Annotated in this window: 23 protein-coding genes; 8 read left to right on the forward strand and 15 right to left on the reverse strand. The window is 70.3% G+C overall.

All coding sequences use genetic code 11. From position 1 onward, the window contains the following. The first annotated feature begins 27 nt into the window (after positions 1-27). The gene (locus M1L60_RS40900) at positions 28-264 is read left to right on the forward strand and encodes a hypothetical protein (RefSeq protein WP_438862209.1); all 237 of its coding nucleotides are present in this window, start codon (positions 28-30) and stop codon (positions 262-264) included. A gap of 119 nt (positions 265-383) precedes the next feature. Here M1L60_RS40900 and M1L60_RS40905 read toward each other — a convergent pair whose 3' ends face one another. The 7 genes from M1L60_RS40905 to M1L60_RS40935 all read right to left on the reverse strand — a co-directional run bounded on the left by M1L60_RS40905 (position 384) and on the right by M1L60_RS40935 (position 4568). Further along, positions 384-587, reverse strand: coding sequence for a cold-shock protein (locus M1L60_RS40905; protein ID WP_011905669.1), 204 nt, complete (start codon positions 585-587; stop codon positions 384-386). 311 nt (positions 588-898) lie between these two features. Continuing rightward, positions 899-1171 (reverse strand): DUF4235 domain-containing protein, encoded by a 273-nt coding sequence (locus M1L60_RS40910; protein ID WP_253242971.1) that lies wholly within the window; start codon positions 1169-1171, stop codon positions 899-901. Further along, on the reverse strand, positions 1168-1584 hold the full coding sequence (locus M1L60_RS40915; RefSeq protein ID WP_253242972.1) for a DUF3618 domain-containing protein: 417 nt from the start codon (positions 1582-1584) through the stop codon (positions 1168-1170). The genes M1L60_RS40910 and M1L60_RS40915 overlap by 4 nt, the downstream gene beginning before the upstream one ends. Continuing rightward, a complete protein-coding gene (locus M1L60_RS40920) occupies positions 1581-2012 on the reverse strand; it encodes a phage holin family protein (protein ID WP_253242973.1) in 432 nt (143 codons plus the stop codon). The genes M1L60_RS40915 and M1L60_RS40920 overlap by 4 nt, the downstream gene beginning before the upstream one ends. Before the next feature lie 82 nt (positions 2013-2094). Further along, entirely contained in the window at positions 2095-3261 is a 1167-nt protein-coding gene (locus tag M1L60_RS40925; protein ID WP_253242974.1) for a mechanosensitive ion channel family protein, read from the reverse strand. 95 nt (positions 3262-3356) lie between these two features. Continuing rightward, positions 3357-4181 carry a DUF1206 domain-containing protein gene (locus tag M1L60_RS40930; RefSeq protein WP_253242975.1) on the reverse strand — a complete coding sequence of 275 codons (825 nt, stop codon included), beginning with the start codon at positions 4179-4181 and terminating at the stop codon, positions 3357-3359. A 60-nt stretch (positions 4182-4241) separates the two neighbouring features. After that, complete coding sequence (locus M1L60_RS40935) at positions 4242-4568, reverse strand: hypothetical protein (protein ID WP_253242976.1); 327 nt, start codon at positions 4566-4568, stop codon at positions 4242-4244. A gap of 41 nt (positions 4569-4609) precedes the next feature. On the opposite strand from M1L60_RS40935, the gene M1L60_RS40940 reads away from it, so the two are divergent. Further along, complete coding sequence (locus M1L60_RS40940; protein ID WP_253242977.1) at positions 4610-4894, forward strand: GNAT family N-acetyltransferase; 285 nt, start codon at positions 4610-4612, stop codon at positions 4892-4894. 52 nt (positions 4895-4946) lie between these two features. On the opposite strand, the gene M1L60_RS40945 is transcribed toward M1L60_RS40940, so the two are convergent. Then, positions 4947-6509: a glycoside hydrolase family 3 protein gene (locus M1L60_RS40945; protein ID WP_253242978.1), complete on the reverse strand. Its 1563-nt coding sequence runs from the start codon at positions 6507-6509 to the stop codon at positions 4947-4949. 148 nt (positions 6510-6657) lie between these two features. On the opposite strand from M1L60_RS40945, the gene M1L60_RS47425 reads away from it, so the two are divergent. The 3 genes from M1L60_RS47425 to M1L60_RS40955 are packed head-to-tail and all read left to right on the forward strand — an operon-like array spanning position 6658 to position 9434. Beyond that, positions 6658-6789: a hypothetical protein gene (locus tag M1L60_RS47425; RefSeq protein WP_255644522.1), complete on the forward strand. Its 132-nt coding sequence runs from the start codon at positions 6658-6660 to the stop codon at positions 6787-6789. 16 nt (positions 6790-6805) lie between these two features. Beyond that, entirely contained in the window at positions 6806-7756 is a 951-nt protein-coding gene (locus M1L60_RS40950; RefSeq protein WP_253242979.1) for a TIGR03557 family F420-dependent LLM class oxidoreductase, read from the forward strand. 40 nt (positions 7757-7796) lie between these two features. Beyond that, positions 7797-9434, forward strand: a complete 1638-nt coding sequence (locus tag M1L60_RS40955) for a RecQ family ATP-dependent DNA helicase (RefSeq protein WP_253242980.1) — start codon at positions 7797-7799, stop codon at positions 9432-9434. Between the two features lie 316 nt (positions 9435-9750). On the opposite strand, the gene M1L60_RS40960 is transcribed toward M1L60_RS40955, so the two are convergent. The 4 genes from M1L60_RS40960 to M1L60_RS40975 form a co-directional block, all read right to left on the reverse strand. Further along, positions 9751-10179, reverse strand: a complete 429-nt coding sequence (locus M1L60_RS40960) for a VOC family protein (RefSeq protein ID WP_253242981.1) — start codon at positions 10177-10179, stop codon at positions 9751-9753. Further along, positions 10172-11005, reverse strand: coding sequence for a helix-turn-helix transcriptional regulator (locus tag M1L60_RS40965; RefSeq protein WP_253242982.1), 834 nt, complete (start codon positions 11003-11005; stop codon positions 10172-10174). The genes M1L60_RS40960 and M1L60_RS40965 overlap by 8 nt, the downstream gene beginning before the upstream one ends. 81 nt (positions 11006-11086) lie before the next feature. Continuing rightward, entirely contained in the window at positions 11087-11590 is a 504-nt protein-coding gene (locus M1L60_RS40970; RefSeq protein WP_253242983.1) for a hypothetical protein, read from the reverse strand. Between the two features lie 37 nt (positions 11591-11627). Beyond that, a complete protein-coding gene (locus tag M1L60_RS40975; RefSeq protein WP_253242984.1) occupies positions 11628-11936 on the reverse strand; it encodes a calponin homology domain-containing protein in 309 nt (102 codons plus the stop codon). A gap of 118 nt (positions 11937-12054) precedes the next feature. Between M1L60_RS40975 and M1L60_RS40980 the strand changes: the two genes are divergently transcribed. From M1L60_RS40980 to M1L60_RS40990, 3 genes are all read left to right on the forward strand, one after another. After that, the gene (locus M1L60_RS40980; protein WP_253242985.1) at positions 12055-12387 is read left to right on the forward strand and encodes a hypothetical protein; all 333 of its coding nucleotides are present in this window, start codon (positions 12055-12057) and stop codon (positions 12385-12387) included. A gap of 72 nt (positions 12388-12459) precedes the next feature. Next, positions 12460-13014, forward strand: a complete 555-nt coding sequence (locus M1L60_RS40985; RefSeq protein ID WP_253242986.1) for an ion transporter — start codon at positions 12460-12462, stop codon at positions 13012-13014. Next, the gene (locus tag M1L60_RS40990) at positions 12953-13717 is read left to right on the forward strand and encodes a hypothetical protein (RefSeq protein ID WP_253242987.1); all 765 of its coding nucleotides are present in this window, start codon (positions 12953-12955) and stop codon (positions 13715-13717) included. Before M1L60_RS40985 ends, M1L60_RS40990 begins: the two co-directional genes overlap by 62 nt. Here the strand turns inward: M1L60_RS40990 and M1L60_RS40995 are convergent. Genes M1L60_RS40995 through M1L60_RS41005 form a run of 3 tightly spaced genes read right to left on the reverse strand, consistent with a single transcriptional unit; the run spans position 13714 to position 16344 of the window. After that, positions 13714-14331, reverse strand: coding sequence for a response regulator (locus M1L60_RS40995; RefSeq protein WP_253242988.1), 618 nt, complete (start codon positions 14329-14331; stop codon positions 13714-13716). The genes M1L60_RS40990 and M1L60_RS40995 overlap by 4 nt on opposite strands. Beyond that, positions 14328-15578: a sensor histidine kinase gene (locus M1L60_RS41000; protein WP_253242989.1), complete on the reverse strand. Its 1251-nt coding sequence runs from the start codon at positions 15576-15578 to the stop codon at positions 14328-14330. Before M1L60_RS41000 ends, M1L60_RS40995 begins: the two co-directional genes overlap by 4 nt. Before the next feature lie 25 nt (positions 15579-15603). Next, positions 15604-16344: an ABC transporter permease gene (locus M1L60_RS41005; RefSeq protein ID WP_253242990.1), complete on the reverse strand. Its 741-nt coding sequence runs from the start codon at positions 16342-16344 to the stop codon at positions 15604-15606. Between the last annotated feature and the right edge of the window lie 3 nt (positions 16345-16347).

Genomic DNA, 16347 nt, shown 5'->3' on the forward strand with positions numbered 1-16347 from the left:
CCCAAAAAGCTCCACGGGTGGCTCCGGATGGCCCTCGGAGTGCTGGCTGTCGTCGTCGGTGCTCTGTGGACACTGCAGGGTCTCGACATTGTCGCCGACAGCCGGATGAGTGGGATCGGGATCTGGGCCGTGATCGGTCCGGTGGTCGCCGTCGGGGGACTGATTTTGATCATTGTTGGGGAAAGGGCGCGATCCCGCGCGAAACGCGCGGAAGCACTCGCCATCATTCAACAGCCACCACTCGGCGGCACCACGAAAATGTAAGACAATTGCATGGACCGACGACAAAGCCCCCGCATCCAGTACGGATGCGGGGGCTTTCGCGTCGTAGCCGACCTCCGCCAGGCGATCGGCAGCCGATCCGCCAGGACCGGCGTGGTCACTCAGAGGGGGCGAACCTGCTCCGCCTGCGGGCCCTTCTGGCCCTGGGCGATCTCGAACTCGACCCGCTGGTTCTCCTCCAGCGTGCGGTAACCGCTCGTCTGGATGGCCGAGAAGTGGACGAACACGTCAGCACCCCCGCCGTCGACGGTGATGAAGCCGAAGCCCTTGTCTGCGTTGAACCACTTCACGGTTCCTTGCGCCATGCTGAACTCTCCTTCTGAAAGTGCCGGCCCCTGCTGCCCCTGGGCCGATGACCGTTTTCGAGCAGCGGCGCCGTGAGGCGGCCTTTCAGAGGACGTCCCAATCCGCCCGTTCTCCTGACCCCGGCCGGCCGGCCGGTTTCCCTTGATCGGGCGGAAGCAGCGAACCACATACGCAAAAACTGGGCACACTGTACCTGAAATATCGGCTCTAAAGCTGCCCCCGGCGGCCATGGAAAATACGCCGACAGATATGGAAAAGGTCCCCCACTTCGCTCTCGCGATGTGGGAGACCAGTGACTGTTAACCTAACTTCAGTTAGGCCATTGACCAGTCAGTTTCCGTACGCCGACTGCGCCACCCCGATCGACGGCCGCCTTCACGAGTGCGAAGATCGCGCCTTGCAGAGCGGCCGCCACGAGAATCTCGGTCCAGCCCCGATCCTCGTCGGTCGCGTTGGGTGCGTCGTCGTCGTTGCCGGCCAGCTTCCAGACTTCCTTGAATACGAAGCCCGCCACCGTGCCGGCGCCGATGCCGAGCAACAACCCGACCGGCTTGTAGGCCAGCTTCGAAACCTTGCCGCTCACCGGCGTCCCCCTCGAATGATCAGAATGATCCCCACCAGTGCCACCACTCCGGCCACGACCAGAGGAACGGGGACCGGACTGTTGCGCAGTGTCGCGCGCATGTCGACCTCGTCGGCCTTGGCCACTGTCACGTCGGCCGCCTGGTGCGCCTTCTCAGACGTCCGGTCGGCCACCTCGTGCACGCGGCCACTCACCGAGCCCGCGGCCGCCCGCACCTTCTCGGTCGCTTCGATGGCCTGCGCCTTGACCTTCTGCTTGGTCTGCTCGACCTGCTCCTTGGCCCGGGCCTTGACGTCGGCCTTGGCCGCGAGCGCCTGCACCGTCTCGCCCAGCTCGGCGCGCGTCTGCTTGATCTCGGCCCGCAGTTCCTCGATCGACGGCTTCGGCTCCGGCGACCCGTTCTTCTCGCTCATGCCCGTCCTCGCTCGACAGCCAGCTTGACCTCGTCGACATCCGCCTTGACACTCTGGATCGCGGCCGACGGCTCCGGGGGAACAGCCTTCGACACCTGGTTCTTGCCGATGAGGGCCAGCACGCCGGCCAGCGCGAAGAGCGCGACCGTGATGATCAGTGCGGCCAGCCACAGTGGCAGGAACAGGTCTAAGACGATGATCAGGGTCGCCACGAGGGCACCGACGCCGTACATGGCGAGAACGCCACCGCCGCCGAACAGACCGATGCCGATGCCGGCGTGCTTGCCCTTCTCGGCCAGCTCGGCCTTGGCCAGCGCGATCTCGTCGCGTACGAGACGGCTGATCTGCTCACTCGCCTGCTGTACCAGCTCGGCGGTGGACTGGTCGCCGCCTGTGCGAGGCTGGCGGCCGTTCAGAACATCGGCCATGGTGTCCTCCTTTCCCTGTGACGGGTTTATGCCCTGATCACCGGCGCGTCAATCCTGCTGCACGAAACCCGCCAGAACCGGATCAGCGGTTGGCCGGAACGGGCACGTGCTCGTCCGGCCCGGCGAAGGCGGCGTGCCTTTCCTCGCCGTCCTCACCGCTGTAGAAACGGCTGTCGTCCGAGTCGCCCCGGGGCACCGGGCGCGGGGGCGTCGCGATCGGCCGCAGGCCGCTGGCCAGGTCGGCCCGGTAGCGGGGCAGGGCGTCGCGCTGATGGGCCCAGATGAAATTCACCAGCCGCTCGCGCACCAGGCAGCGCAGGTCCCACAGCGAGGGCGCGTCGCTCGCGCTGACCAGGGCCCGCAGCCGCACCGTGCCGCCGGTCGCCTGGGTCACCTGCAGCACGCAGACCCGGCCGTCCCACAGCTCGCTGCCCTCGCAGGTGGCGCGCAGCTCGGCCCGCAAGGGCTCGATCTCGGTCGACCAGTCGACGTCGACCTCGGCCGTGCCCAGCACGGCCGAGGACGAGCGGGTCCAGTTCTGGAACGGCTTGGTGGTGAAGTACGAGGTCGGCAGCACGAGCCGCCGGTCGTCCCAGATCTGCACCGCGACGTAGGTGAGCGTGAGCTCCTCGATGCGGCCCCACTCGCCCTCGACGACCACCACGTCGTCGACCCGCACGGCGTCGCTGAACGCCAGCTGCAGCCCGGCGAAGACGTTGCCCAGGGTGCTCTGGGCGGCCAGCGCGGCGATGACGCTGACCACGCCGGCCGAGGCCAGCACGCTCGCGCCCAGGGCCCGGATGCCGGGGAAGGTCATCAGCACCACGCCCAGGGTGAGCACGACGATCGTGGCCACGGTGAGGCGGCGGATCATCACGACCTGGGTCTTGAGGCGGCGGCGCTTGAGGTTGTCGGGCACGTCGGTACGCCAGTGGGACAGTGCCGCGTCCTCCAGCACCAGCACGAACGCCGCGACCAGCCAGGCGAACGCGGCGATGAAACAGATGACGAGCGCGTGCAGCACGCCCTCACGGCCCGGGAACTCCCCCGCGGCGACGCGGAGCGCCTGCTGGATCGCGAACAGGGTCATGGTGACCAGGAACGGCTTGTGCGCGGTACGAGCCAGATCGGCGGCCAGTTCGGACTTGCGGCCCAGGCGCCCGAGCACCCAATGCACGACAAAGACCAGCGCAATCGCCAGCCCTGCCGCCACCACGACAGCGAGCAGGGCTTTCACAGTGCTGGGCACGTCTCTCTCCTTCGCACGAAAATGCGGGTACCAGCGACCCAGCTTGCCCAGGTCTCCGGCACCCGCAACTTTTCCGCACGAAGGTCAGAGGTTGCTCACACTTTCCGGTACTTGGCCTGTGCGATGCAGTACACACCGAAAGCCGCGATACCGAGGGCGATCAACCCGAGCAGCCACACGCCCCACGAGTTGCCGGCCAGCGTCTTGAGCGCGGCGTCGAGGCCGCGGGCCTTCTCGGGGTCGTAGTTCACAGCGGCCATGACGACCAGGACGCCCGCGATGGCGTACGCCGTGCCCTTGGCCATGTAGCCGGCCATGCCCAGCCGGATGATCGGCCGGCGGGTGCTGGGCTTCATCTCACCGGTCTTGAGGTGCTTGGTGAACTTCTTCTTGTAGCCGTAGATGAACATCCCGACGCCGACGCCGACCACCACGAGACCGACCAGGCCGATGAGCCAGCGGCCACCGGTGTTGTCCATGATGCTCGAGGTCTTGCTCTGGGAGTTGTCACCCATCGAGGCGTTGGCGCCCTGGATGACCTTGATGGCGGTCCAGGCCAGGTAGAGGTACAGAATGGCGCGCACGCCGGAGAGGACGCGCTCGGCCTTGGCCGTGCGGTCCTGCTCGCCGCTCTCGCCGATGGCGGCTTCGAAGGCCTGCCAGATGGCCATCGCGATCATGCCGACCGCGATCACGACGAGAAGCGTCTTGCCGCCCGCGTTGCTGGCGAGCGTCTGCAGGGCGCCGGACTGGTCGCTCTCTTGCGACGAACCCTGGAAGGCCACCTGGAAGGCGATCCAGGCGAAGGCGAGGTGGATGATGCCGTAGCCGATGAAGCCGCCGCGAGCGAGGTATTCGAGCGGCTTGCTGTCGGCGGCCCGCGAGGCGGTGCCCTTGACGTTCGAGGCGGCGGATGTCATGCCGGGAAAATGACCCGTCCCGGATTTTTTCAAACCCGGGACGTTTCGAACGGTCACATGTTATTGACGTGAGACCTGCAGGCCGATCTGGTCGCTGGTCACGCTGTCGAGGGAAACCTGCAGGCCGGCGACCTCGATCGCCTGCTGGCCCTTGGTCAGGCTGATCTGCTCGCCGGCCACCTCGAGGGTGACCGTGTTGGCGTCGGCGCTGATGAACTTGGCCTCCACACCCAGGAAGCTCGCGCTCGCGTTGGTCTCGCGATCGATCGCGACGGTGCACTGGTCGAGGCCGCAGCTCACGTTGTCACTGCTGCAACCGGCGAGGAGCGTGCCGAGCAGGGTGGCCGAGCTGAGGACGACGGCTAGGCGGTGCGTGGGTTTCAACACCCTTCCAGCGTACGGGGCCCGCGCGACCCTAAGCTGGGCCGATGAGCGACGTCGATGTGCGTGACAACCCCGCGAAGAGCCGCTACGAGTTGAGGATCGGCGACGACGTGGCCGGTTTCGCCGTCTACCGGGTGCGCGACGGCGTCACCACCGTCACCCACAGCGAGATCAACCCGCGCTTCCGCGGTCAGGGCCTGGGCAACGTGCTCGCCCAGCGCACCCTCGACCAGCTGCGCGAGCAGGGCGCCCGGGTCTACCCCTCGTGCCCGTTCTTCGCCAAGTACGTCGCGGAACACCCGGAGTACGACGACATCATCGAAAGTTAGAACCGATCGCCGGCGGCCGAGCCCCCCGCCCTGACCGCCGGCGACCGGAGTCTCAGGCGGCCAGCGGCTGCGGCGCCGGCGCGGGCACCCGGGTGCCCGCGATCAGCTCGGCCGCGGCCCGGCCGCAGGCGCGGGTGGCGCCGTAGGTCGCGATGTGCACCGCGCCCAGCACGGTCTCGGGCACGCCCATCTCGACCACGATCGCGTCGGGCCGCTGGGCCAGCACGTCGGTCAGCACCGCCGACAGCCACGCGTGCCGGTGCACGTCCCGCACCACCAGCACCAGCGGACGCCCGGCCGAGCCGTCGAGCACGGTCGTCACCGGGTCGGGGCCGAGGTCGTCCTCGGTCAGCCGCACCGAGGTGGTGCCGGGCCGCAGCTCGTCGAGCGGCGCGCCCAGGCCCCACGGCGTCTCGGCGCCGATGGCGATGTTGCGCGGCGGGGCGAACTCGACCACGTGGGCCGGCTCGCCCAGCGGTAGGTCGGGCGCGTTCTCGCCCAGCGTCACCCGCAAGGCCCGGCGGGCCGCGTCGAAACCGACGCTCTCGGTGTGGGTCAGCACGGCCACCTCGGGGGTGGCGTCGGCCACGGCCCGCGCGCCGGTGGCGGTCTGGGTCGCGGTGGTCCACTGCCCGAGGCGGCGGACCCGGGCCGCGGCCTCCCGCAGCCGCTCCTCAGTCAGTTTGCCCGAGCGGACGGCGGCCACGATCGCGTCGCGCAGCAGGGTGGCGGTCTGCTCGTCGGCGTGGTCGCCACCGACACAGATCGCGTCGACCCCGGCCGCGAGAGCCCGCACGGTCGCCCCGGCCAGCCCGTAGCGGCGGCGGACGGCCTGCATCTCGATGCCGTCGGTGACGATCAACCCGTCGAAGCCGAGCTCCTCGCGCAGCAGGCCGGTCAGGATGGGCCGGCTCAACGTGGCCGGCAGCTCGGCGTCGTAGGCGGGCACGAGCAGGTGCCCGGTCATGACGACCTGGACGCCGGCCGCGATGGCGGCCCGGAACGGCACGAGCTCGACCTGCTCGAGCTGGGCCCGGTCGCGGTCGATCAGCGGGACGTCGTGGTGCGAGTCGATGCTGGTGTCGCCGTGCCCCGGGAAGTGCTTGGCGCAGGCCGCCACCCCGGCCGCCTGCAGCCCGCGGACGAAGGCAGCGGTGTGCCGGGCCACGAGCTGGGTCTCGGCGCCGAAGGCACGGACCCCGATGACCGGGTTGGCGGCGTTGCTGTTGACGTCGGCGTCGGGCGCGTAGTCGAGGGTGATGCCGGCGTTGGCCAGGTCGCAGCCGAGGTCGTGGGCGACCTCCTCGGTCAGCCGGACGTCGTCGATCGCGCCCAGGGCCAGGTTGCCGGGCCGGGAGCTGCCCAGGCGCGATTCGAACCGGGTGACGTCACCGGCCTCCTCGTCGATGGCCACCAGCACGTCCGGGCGCTCGGCCCGCAGCTGAGCGGTCAGCGCCGCGACCTGGGCCGGCGATTCGACGTTGCGCGCGAACAGCGCGACGCCGCCGAGACCGTCGCCGAGCCAGCGCCGGACCCAGTCGGGCGCGGTGGTGCCGGCGAACCCCGGCTGAAGCACCGTCGCGGCTAGTTCCGGCAATTCGCCATGGTTCGGCATAAGCCCCCGTACCTCCGGTGACGTCCCGGCGCGCTGCTTGGGAGCGCGCCCCCCGTGTGTGCGGAACCCATGGTCACACCCGGGGACTGTTTCAGTCAACAAACCTTTCTATTAGCTCTGGGTTAAGCCCGCTCGATACGATGCGTGAGTGACCCCCACCGTGCTCGCCGCCGCCGAGGTCGACTGGTCCGAAGTGCACGCCGTGCGCCTGCTCGGCGTCGCCCTGGCGTTCCTGCTGCTCATCTGGGCTATTCGTCGCATGTTCGGGGGCAAGAAATAGGGGTATCTCCCCGACCATGCGCATCGGATACTTCCTGTCTTGCGAGGAATACACCCCGGCCGAACTGATCGAGCAGGCCCGCGGCGCCGAGCGCGCCGGCTTCTCCGGACTGTGGATCTCGGACCACTACCACCCGTGGGTCGACGCCCAGGGCCAGAGCGCGTTCGTCTGGTCGATGATCGGCGCCCTCAGCCAAGTGACCAGCCTGCCCGTCACGACGGCGGTCACCTGCCCCACGGTCCGCATCCACCCCGCGGTCATCGCCCAGGCCGCGGCCACCAGCGCGGTGCTCACGAACGGCCGGTTCCGGCTCGGCATCGGCACCGGTGAGGCCCTCAACGAGCACATCTTCGGCGACGCCTGGCCGGAGGCCGACGTACGCCTGGAAATGCTCGAGGAAGCGGTCGAGATCATGCGCGGCTTGTGGCAGGGCGGCAATTACTCGTACCGGGGAAAGCACTACACGGTCGAGAACGCGCGCATCTACACCCGGCCCGAGACGCCGCCCGACATCTACGTCTCCGCATTCGGGCCCAAGGCGGTCGAAGTGGCGGCCCGCATCGGCGACGGCTATGTGAGCACGATGCCCGACGGCGAACTGGTGTCGAAGTTCCGCGAGGGCGGTGGCGGATCCAAAATCGCCCAGGCCGGTTTCAAGGCGGCCTTCGCGTCCACCGAGGACGAAGGGGCCCGGATCGCGTACGAGAAATGGCCCAACGCGGGCGTGCCGGGTGAGCTCTCGCAGGTGCTGCCCACGCCGAAACACTTCGAGCAGGCGTCGCAACTCGTCACGCAGGACATGGTGAAAGAGTCGTTCGTCTGCGGCAACGACCCGGCGGCCCATTTCGAAATGCTCGACAAATACCGGCAGGCCGGCTTCGACGAGGTCTACGTGGCCAACACCGGGCCCCACTACCAAGGCCTTTTCGACCTCTACCAAAACGAGATCCTGCCGAAGCTGTCGTGAGCGTTTGCCCCTTGCGCCGGCCGGGCACCATGGCCGCTCGATGAAGCTTCCCGTGTACGGACCTCGCCTGCGCAAGGTGGCCCGCCGCCACTTCGGATGGCCCTCGCTGCGCCCGGGCCAGTTCAAGCCGATGCGCGCCGTGCTGCGCCGTCGCGACGCACTGGTCGTGCTGCCCACCGGCGCCGGCAAGTCGGCGATCTACCAGATCCCGGCCGTCCTGCTGCCCGGCCCGACCGTGGTCGTCTCACCGCTGCTGGCCCTGCAGCAGGACCAGATCGCCGCCCTCAACGAGCGCGACGACCCGAAGATCCGAGCGGTGCGGGTGAGCTCGGCCGAGACGCCGGCCCAGCAGCGCGAGGCGATCAAAGAGATCCGCGAGGGCCGGGCCGAGTTCCTGTTCATCACGCCCGAACAGCTCAGCGACCCGGAGCGGCTGGCCGAGGTCAAGGCGCTCAAGCCCGGCCTGGTCGCGGTGGACGAGGCGCACTGCATCTCGGCCTGGGGCCACGACTTCCGCCCCGAGTTCCTGGCCCTGGGCGACATGATCAAAGGGTTGGGCCGGCCGCCGGTGCTCGCGCTGACCGCCACGGCCAGCCCGCCGGTCCGCGACGACATCATCGAGCGCCTGCAACTGAAGAACCCGGAGATCCACGTCTCCGGCCTCGACCGGAAGAACCTGTTCCTCGAGGTGGCGTACTGCCCCGACGAGAACTACCGCTGGCGCAAGCTGACGGCCCTGCTCGACTCGGCGCCGCGCCCCGGCATCATCTACGTCGCCACCCGGCGCTCGGCCGAGGAACTGGCCGAACGCCTCACCGACGCCGGCTACCCGGCCGACTTCTACCACGGTGGCATGGCCGCGGGCGCCCGCGAACAGAAGCACGAGGCCTTCACCGCCGACAAGATCGACATCATGGTGGCCACCTCGGCCTTCGGCATGGGCATCGACAAGCCCAACATCCGCTGGGTGGCCCACGTGGCCCTGCCCGACTCCCCCGACAGCTACTTCCAAGAGATCGGCCGCTCCGGCCGCGACAACGACCCGGCCCAGGCGCTGCTGTTGTGGCGCTCCGAGGACGAGGCCATCCAGCGCTTCTTCACCGGCGGCGCCCCCGACGAGGTCGAACTGCGCGAACTGGCCGCGGCCCTGCGCTCGGGCCCCAAGAACAAGAGCGAGCTGAAAGAAGCGACCGGCCTCGGTCCGCGCAAACTCGGCTCGTACCTGAACCTGCTGGAACAGGTGGGCGCGGCCACGACCGGCCGCGGCACCAAACTGACGGTCCCGAACTTCGCACCCCTACCGGCCGCTGCGGCCGCGGCCGCACTCAAGGAGCACGAACGGCAGCAGGTGGTCGCCCGCTCCCGCACGGACATGATGCGCGGCTTCGCCGAAACCCGGGCCTGCCGTACGCAGACCTTGCTGGCCTATTTCGGCGAGGACCAGCCGAAACCGTGCGGCCACTGCGACAACTGCGCCGAAGGCACCGCCGCCGAACTCGTCGAAGCCACCACCGACGAACCCTTCCCCATCCACGCCAAGGTAAAGCACGCCGAGTGGGGCCCAGGAACGGTGATGAGCTACGAGGAAGACCGCATGACAGTGCTGTTCGACGAGGTCGGCTACAAGACCCTCTCCGTGCCTGTCGTCGTTGAGAACAAGTTGCTCGTGCCTCAGTAGACACTCACGGCAGCAGCGGCTTCGCGCTTCTGGGCGCCGGCCCCTGTCTGGCCTGGCCTCGAACGCGAGCCGAATGGCTGGAGGCTCGGGAGATCCTGTTCGCCGCCGCGGCCAAACCCGCCGAGGCCCGGCCGCCCGCGCCGAAGCCCGTCGCGTTCATAGCGTCAGGCACGGTGATCGAAGACGTCATCGACCAGCTGCAGCAGATCCAGCGGGAGCATCCCGGTTGCCTGGTACGCCGCGGTAATCGCAACCGATGGGAAATCTGGCCCGCGTCCGAGTGATACCCAGTTACCGGCCAGGACGGCCGACTTGGTCAGGCGCGGGGCTCGCCGCGGTAGGTGCCGAACGACCACAGGTTGCCCTCGGGGTCGCGGGCGCGGAAGTCGCGGGAACCGTAGTCGGTGTCGTACGGGGCTTCGAGGATCTCGGCGCCGGCCTTGAGGGCGCGGTCGTGCAGGGCGTCGATGTCGTCGGCCACCACGTAGCAGCCGAACGTGCCCGGCTTGAGCGGCCACGCGTCGGTCGCCTCGCCGCCGTCGGTGGCCTCGCCGCGGTCGGAGCCGAGCATGATGCCGCCGCCGAGGGGCCAGGACAGTTCGGCGTGCTCGACGCGGTCGCCCGTGCCGTGGACGGCGGTCTCCTCGAAGCCGAACGCGTCGACCAGGAAGCGGATCAAGGTGCGGGCGTCGGTGGCCCGCAACGTCGGCCACACCTGCGGTGGCGGGGTTTTCGGATCAGTCATGTGCTTCATCGTGCGCGGGTTCGAGCTGTACGGCTTGGATGAAATCGAACTGGTCGGCGATCCACTCGGACGGGGTGAGGCCGGCCAGCGCCCGGAACTCGCGGACCAGGTGGGACTGGTCGGCGTAGCCGTGCGCGGCGGCGACCTCGGCGATGAGCGTGCCGGGGTGCAGCGCGCGCCGGGCCCGGTCGAAGCGGGCCACGCGGGCCGTCTGTTTGGGGCGCAACCCGACCTCGGCCCGGAAACGGTTGGTCAGGTGCCGGTCGCTCCACCCGACCTCGGCGGCGACGCTGCGCACCGGCTCGCCGCGGAGGACGCGCTGGTAGGCGTACGAAATCTCGGGTCTGATGTCGATCTCGGTGAGCCGGGCCCGCAGCGAGTCGTCGAGCAGCGCGAAGCGGGCCGGCCAGTCGGGCGCGGCGGCCAGCCGTTCCCGGAGGCCGGCCACCGTGGCCTCGCCCAGCACCGCGGCCGCGTCGACGTCGAGACCGGCCAGCTCGGCCGCCGGCATCCCGAGCAGCGCCCGGCAGCCCAGCGGCCGCAGCGCCACCTGCACGCCCGACTGCCGCCCGTCGTGCACGATCACCGCGGGCGTCAGATGCAGGCCGCCGACCAGCGCGTCGAAGCTGCCCGGAGGTTGCCGCGGGTCGGGATGCGCGGCCATCACCAGCGGGTCGTCCAAGGTCAAGATCATGGTCAGGTACGGCGAGGGCAGCCCGAGATGCCGCATCGGCGCGACGCCCCGCTGCCGATAGCCCGAGTACGACGCCACGTAGCGCCCGAGCGCGGCCGCCGGCCGGGCCATGACGTACTCGTCGACGACCATCCACCGACCCTAAGGGTTCGAAGCGTCACCAGCACCGGGCCGCTGCCTCAGAGACGAGCCCGGCCCGGTGACGGGAGCCCCTCAGTCGGAGAAGATCTTGGACAGGTCGTCGCGGAAGGCGCGCTCGCTGTCGGTGACGGTCTCACCGCCGATGCCGAGGACGCCGCCGCTGGAGGCCGCGCCGACCACGCTCTCGGCCACCTCGACCAGCCAGTGCTTGTAGGTCTCGGCGTCGGCCCGCTCGGCCTTGGCCGCCAGCAGGGCGTTGGCCTCGGTGGCCCGGCCCAGCACGTCCTGGGCGTACGCGATGGGGTCGCTGGGCTCGATCACCGGGGGCTCCTCGCCCAGCTCGGGATCGCCCGCGCGGGTCAGGATGGCCCCGGCCACCGCGGCCACCAGCGGGCTGGCCGAGGCCCGGGCGTCGGAGATCACGTCGAGCCCGGCCGCCGTCTCGGCCCGGGTCTTGCGGGTGCTGTCGGGGGTGGCGGCGCTGGCCGCGGTGAGCACCGACTGCGGCAGGCCGACGAGCAGCCCCCACTCGGAGTCGGTGAAGCCCAGCATCGAGTACAGCGGTTCGTCGCTCACGGTGATTCCTTAGGTTCGATAGTCGTTGCTGGCTGTTCTATACCCCACCGGCCGTCAGCTCGATCACGCGACGCCGATCCGACCGGTACGTGTCGAGGTGGGGCTCGGGGGTGCCGGTCCACGGCCCGTCGAGGTCGGGCCGTTTGCGCGCGACGTGCAGGGCGTACGCGGCATGCTGGTCGCGCGCGTTCTCACCCTCGGTGACCTGCTCGCCGACGGCCCGGCGGGCCGCCCAGCACAGGTCGATCCGCTCCCGCAGCCACAGCGGCGCGACTTCGGCCCGGCGGACGGCTCGGCGATCCGCGTGCCGACCACGGCCGGGTGAAAGCGCATCTCGGTCAGCCACGCCACGAACCCACCGCTTCCCGAGTCCGCTCGTCGATCAGCTGCCGCCACCGCGGACTGGGGAACATCGCCCGACCCTACCTTTCTCATATCGGCCCCACGCCGGCCGACAGAGAGGTATGGCAGCGACCTTTCCGAACGACGACGAGCTGCTCCGGTTCGCCGAACGCGCGCGGGATGCGGGCGATCTGGCCGGGGCCGCCGGGCTATATCAGCGCGCCGCCCTGCGCGGTTCGGCCGAGGCGTACGCGGAACTGGGCTTCATCCTGCGGGGCATGGGCGACAGCGCGTACGCCGAGACCGCCTTCCAGCGGGCCGCCGAGGGCGGTCACGGGCTGGGCTGGTACGGCCTCGGGCTGCTGCGGACGGACGCCGGCCAGGGTGAGCAGGCGGACGCGCTGTATCGGCGGGCCGCGGAGACCGGTCATGCCGGGAGGCTCGCGGACGTGTGAATCTCGGTCGGGGATTTCTGGTTGTAAGCGCGGTATGTCGAGGATTTCGCTCAGTTCCGGGCGAGGAGATCCATGGCGCGCACGACCCACCGGTTGAGTTTCCTCTGTGGACGGCTGGTCGAGGGTAGCTGGTTCCATCTGGCCGGGTTCGCCGTCATCGTGGTCAACGCGGTAGCGCTGGGCCTGGAGACGTACGACCCGGTGGTCGTGGCGGCCGGGGGCTGGCTGCGGGCGGTCGAGCACGCGTGCGTGGCCGCCTTCGCGGTCGAGCTGCTGATCCGGTTCGGGGCCTCGCCGCGCGGGTTCCTCCGGGACGGGTGGAACGTGTTCGACCTGGCCAACCTGCTGGTCGGGCTGGTGCTCACCGCCCTGCAGGAGGCGCACGAGGACGAGCGCGCGGCGGTGAAACGCCCGGCCCGCCCGGGCGAGCCCTCGGTGCACGAGCAGTTGGCCGCGCTGCGCACGATCATCGGCGATCTGGAGCGCCGCCTACCGGTCGTGCCGGCCCAGCCTCTCATCCGCGGCGGGGGAGGCGAGGGCGACCGCGACCAGGGACGCTCGGCGGATGACCGATCTGCTGGGCGTGGTCAACTCGCTGACCGAGACGGAGCTGGCGTTGTTCCGTGAGGCCGAGCCGGAGAATCTGGCCGGGCTCGACGAGGACGGGCTGCTCGACGTGCACAACCGGATCCGGCGGGCCCGCAACAAACATCAGAAGGTGTACCGGCGCCGGGCCGCCGCCCGGGTCGGCGAGATCGGCGCCCGCGGCCGGGCCTTTCCGAGGAACACCCGCCGCCGGGCCAAGGCCGAGGTCTTCGAGGACGCGCTGGCCCGGGTCAGCGAGGCGGTGGCGGCCGCGGCCCGGGCCAGCGTCGAGGCGCTGCGGGCGGAGCGCCTGGCCGAAGCCCGGCAACATCGATCCGCCGGACCCGCCGCGCCCACGCCAGGAGACCCGCGCGGCCCAGCGCACCGATCGGAAGCCGGACCATCGGGGCCTGCCGAAGCAGCGGGCCTCGACCCGGGCCGCCGGTGCCCGCCGCCAAGCGAAGAAGGACAGCCGTTAGAGGCCGGCGTCCTCCCAGATGCGCTCGACCTCGTCGGTGTGGCGTTCGTGCGCGGCGTCGACGCCCGGGCCGGCCGCGAGGGCCCAGTCCGAGCCGATGCCGCCGGGGTGCACCACGACGTCGGCCCGGCGACAATATGCGGAACAGGCCGTAAACCGGCAGCTCACCGGCAACTGGGCAGCAGTGGAGGCGAACCGTTTCGTCAGTCTCCGACCAGCGCCGACTGCCCGCCGGCCCCGTGCGCGGGTCTTCGTCGGACCTTCTAGAGCAGGCCGCGTTCGAAGGCGACCGCGACCGCCGCCGCCCGGTCGCGGACGCCGAGTTTGGCGTAGGCGTGCAGCAGGTGGGTCTTGACCGTGGCCTCGCTGATGAACAGCCGGCCGGCCGCCTCTTTGTTCGAGTTGCCGCGGGCGATCAACCCCAGCACCTCGAGTTCCCGTTGACTCAACGGCTCCTGGGCCGGCGAGCGCAGGCTGCCCATCAACCGCCCGGCCACCGCCGGCGACAGCACCGACTCGCCCCGGTGGGCCGCTTCGACGGCCCGGAACAGTTCGTCGCGGGAAGCGTCCTTGAGCAGGTAGCCCGTGGCGCCCGCCTTGATCGCCGGCAGCACGTCGGCGTCGGTGTCGTAGGTCGTCAGCACCAGGACGCGGGCCCGGGCCCCGGCCGCGACCAGGGCCTTGATGGCGCTCACGCCGTCCATGCCGGGCATGCGCAGGTCCATCAGCACGACGTCGGGGTCGACCGAATCCGTCACCGCCAGCGCCTCGCGGCCGTCGCCGGCCTCACCCAGCACCTCGAAGCGGCTGTCGCCGGTGAACATGCCGCGCAGGCCGTCCCGCACCACCGGGTGGTCGTCGACGATGACCAGGCCGATCATGCGGCGGCGCCGAGCGCGATGGCCGGCACGCAGGCCGACAGGGCGGTGCCGGCCCCGGGTTCGGACTCGACCTCGAGGCTGCCGGCGATGCGGGCCAGGCGTTCGCGCATCGCGGACAGGCCATAGCCGCCCTGCGCGTTCAGCACCGGGGGCAGGGCCGGGTCGAAGCCGTCGCCGTCGTCGCGGACGTCCAGGGTGACCACGTCCTCCATGTAGGACAGGGTGAGGCCGACCCGGCCCGCCGCCGCGTGCCGGGCCACGTTGGCCAGGGCCTCTTGCGCCGTACGGAGCAGGGCCGCCTCGATCTCGGGCAGCAGCGTCCGGCGCGGGCCGGTGGTGATCAGCTCGGCCTTCACCTCGTGGACCCGGGCCCACTCCTTGACGACCTCGTCGATCGCCTCGGGCAGGCCGGCCCCTTCGAGGGTCTGCGGCCGCAGCGCCTGCACCGAGCGCCGCGCCTCGGTCAGGCTGTGCCGGGCCAGCCGCTTGGCGTTGTCGAGGTGCCGGCCCTGGTCGCCGGGGCGGGCCGTCGCCGCCTCGGCCGCCTCGAGCTGGGTGACGATGCCGGTGAGTCCCTGGGCCAGCACGTCGTGGATCTCGCCGGCCATCCGTTGCCGCTCGTCGAGCACGCCGGCCTCGCGGGCCTGGGCCAGCAGCTGGGCGTGCAGGCCGGCGTTCTCCTTGAGCGCGGTGGCCAGTTTGGCGTTGGCCACGCCCAGCTCGTCGATCATGCGGGCCCGCTTCTCGGTCTGTTCGAGGGTCCACATGGTTATCCAGATCATCACGTTGGCCACGCCGATGTTGATGGCCAGCACGACCAGGAAGACCGGGAGGACGCCCGGTTCGGAGAGAACCGACCAGCCGCCCATCTGGGAGATCGCGCCGGCCCCGGCCACGAGCGTGCCCGCGGCCAGTCGTCGCCAGCTCTTCAGCCCGTACGTGGTGAGGATGTAACCGCTCCAGGCGAAGAACCCGAACAGCGGGCTGGACCAGACCAGCGCGTAGATGAGGGCGGCCAGACCGAGGAAGAAGACGATCATCTTGCGTTCGTCCCGCTCCCACGCCGGGTGCAGGGCGATCCACCAGACCAGCCAGCCGACGGTGGCGGCGACGAGCAGACCGATGGCCGGCCAGCCCTCGTGCGGGACGCCGACCGAGGCGCCGGCCACCACCAGCACGAGCGAGGCGGCCAGGGCGACGTACGGCAGCCGCCCCATGATCCGGCCCACCCGGTCCCTCGTCGACACCTCCATCAGGCTTCCCCCACCCTCGTCACGACCAGCGGAACGAACGGACCGCGAAGAACCCGAAGACGGCCACGTACCCCACCAGAACCGTAGCCGAGAGCAGGTTGGGCCAGCTGCCCGTCATCGCGTCGCCGAGCGCCCGCTGACCGGCGCCGAGCGGCGTGAAGTCGGCGATCCGCTGCAGCACGTCCGGCATGACCTCGCGCGGCGTCCACAGGCCGGCGAAGAACATCAGCGGGAAGAACAGGATCGTGCCGACCGAGTTGCCGGCCTTGCCGGTGGGCACGACCGCGGCCACGAACAGGCCGATGGCCAGCGCGCCCGCCGTGGTCAGCAGGAAGGCCAGCACGAACCCGCCGAACTGGGACGCCAGCTTGACGTCGAAGGCGATCCGGCCGACCGCCAGCACCAGCGCGGTCGAGACGACGGCGGCGATCCCGAACATCGCCAGCTGCGCGCCCAGCAGCTTCAGCGGCGACACCGGGGTGGTGGCCAGCCGTCGCAGCACGCCGCGTTCGCGATAGGTGGCCAGCACGGCCGGCGCGACCTGGATGGCCACCATGGCCAGGGTCAGCACCACGGCGATGCTGACGTAGAGGTCGATGACCCGGCGGCCGCCGAGGTCGGCCGACGGCTCCCGGAACGACGGGATGCTGCCCAGGATGATGACCAGGATCGTCGGGAAGAACAGGACGAAGAACGACGAGATCGGGTCGCGCAGGAACAACTTGAGCTCGGTCAGGGTCAGCTTGGTGAAGACGCGCATGGC

The organism is Paractinoplanes aksuensis, assembly GCF_024137025.1.
Classification (GTDB): domain Bacteria; phylum Actinomycetota; class Actinomycetes; order Mycobacteriales; family Micromonosporaceae; genus Actinoplanes; species Actinoplanes aksuensis.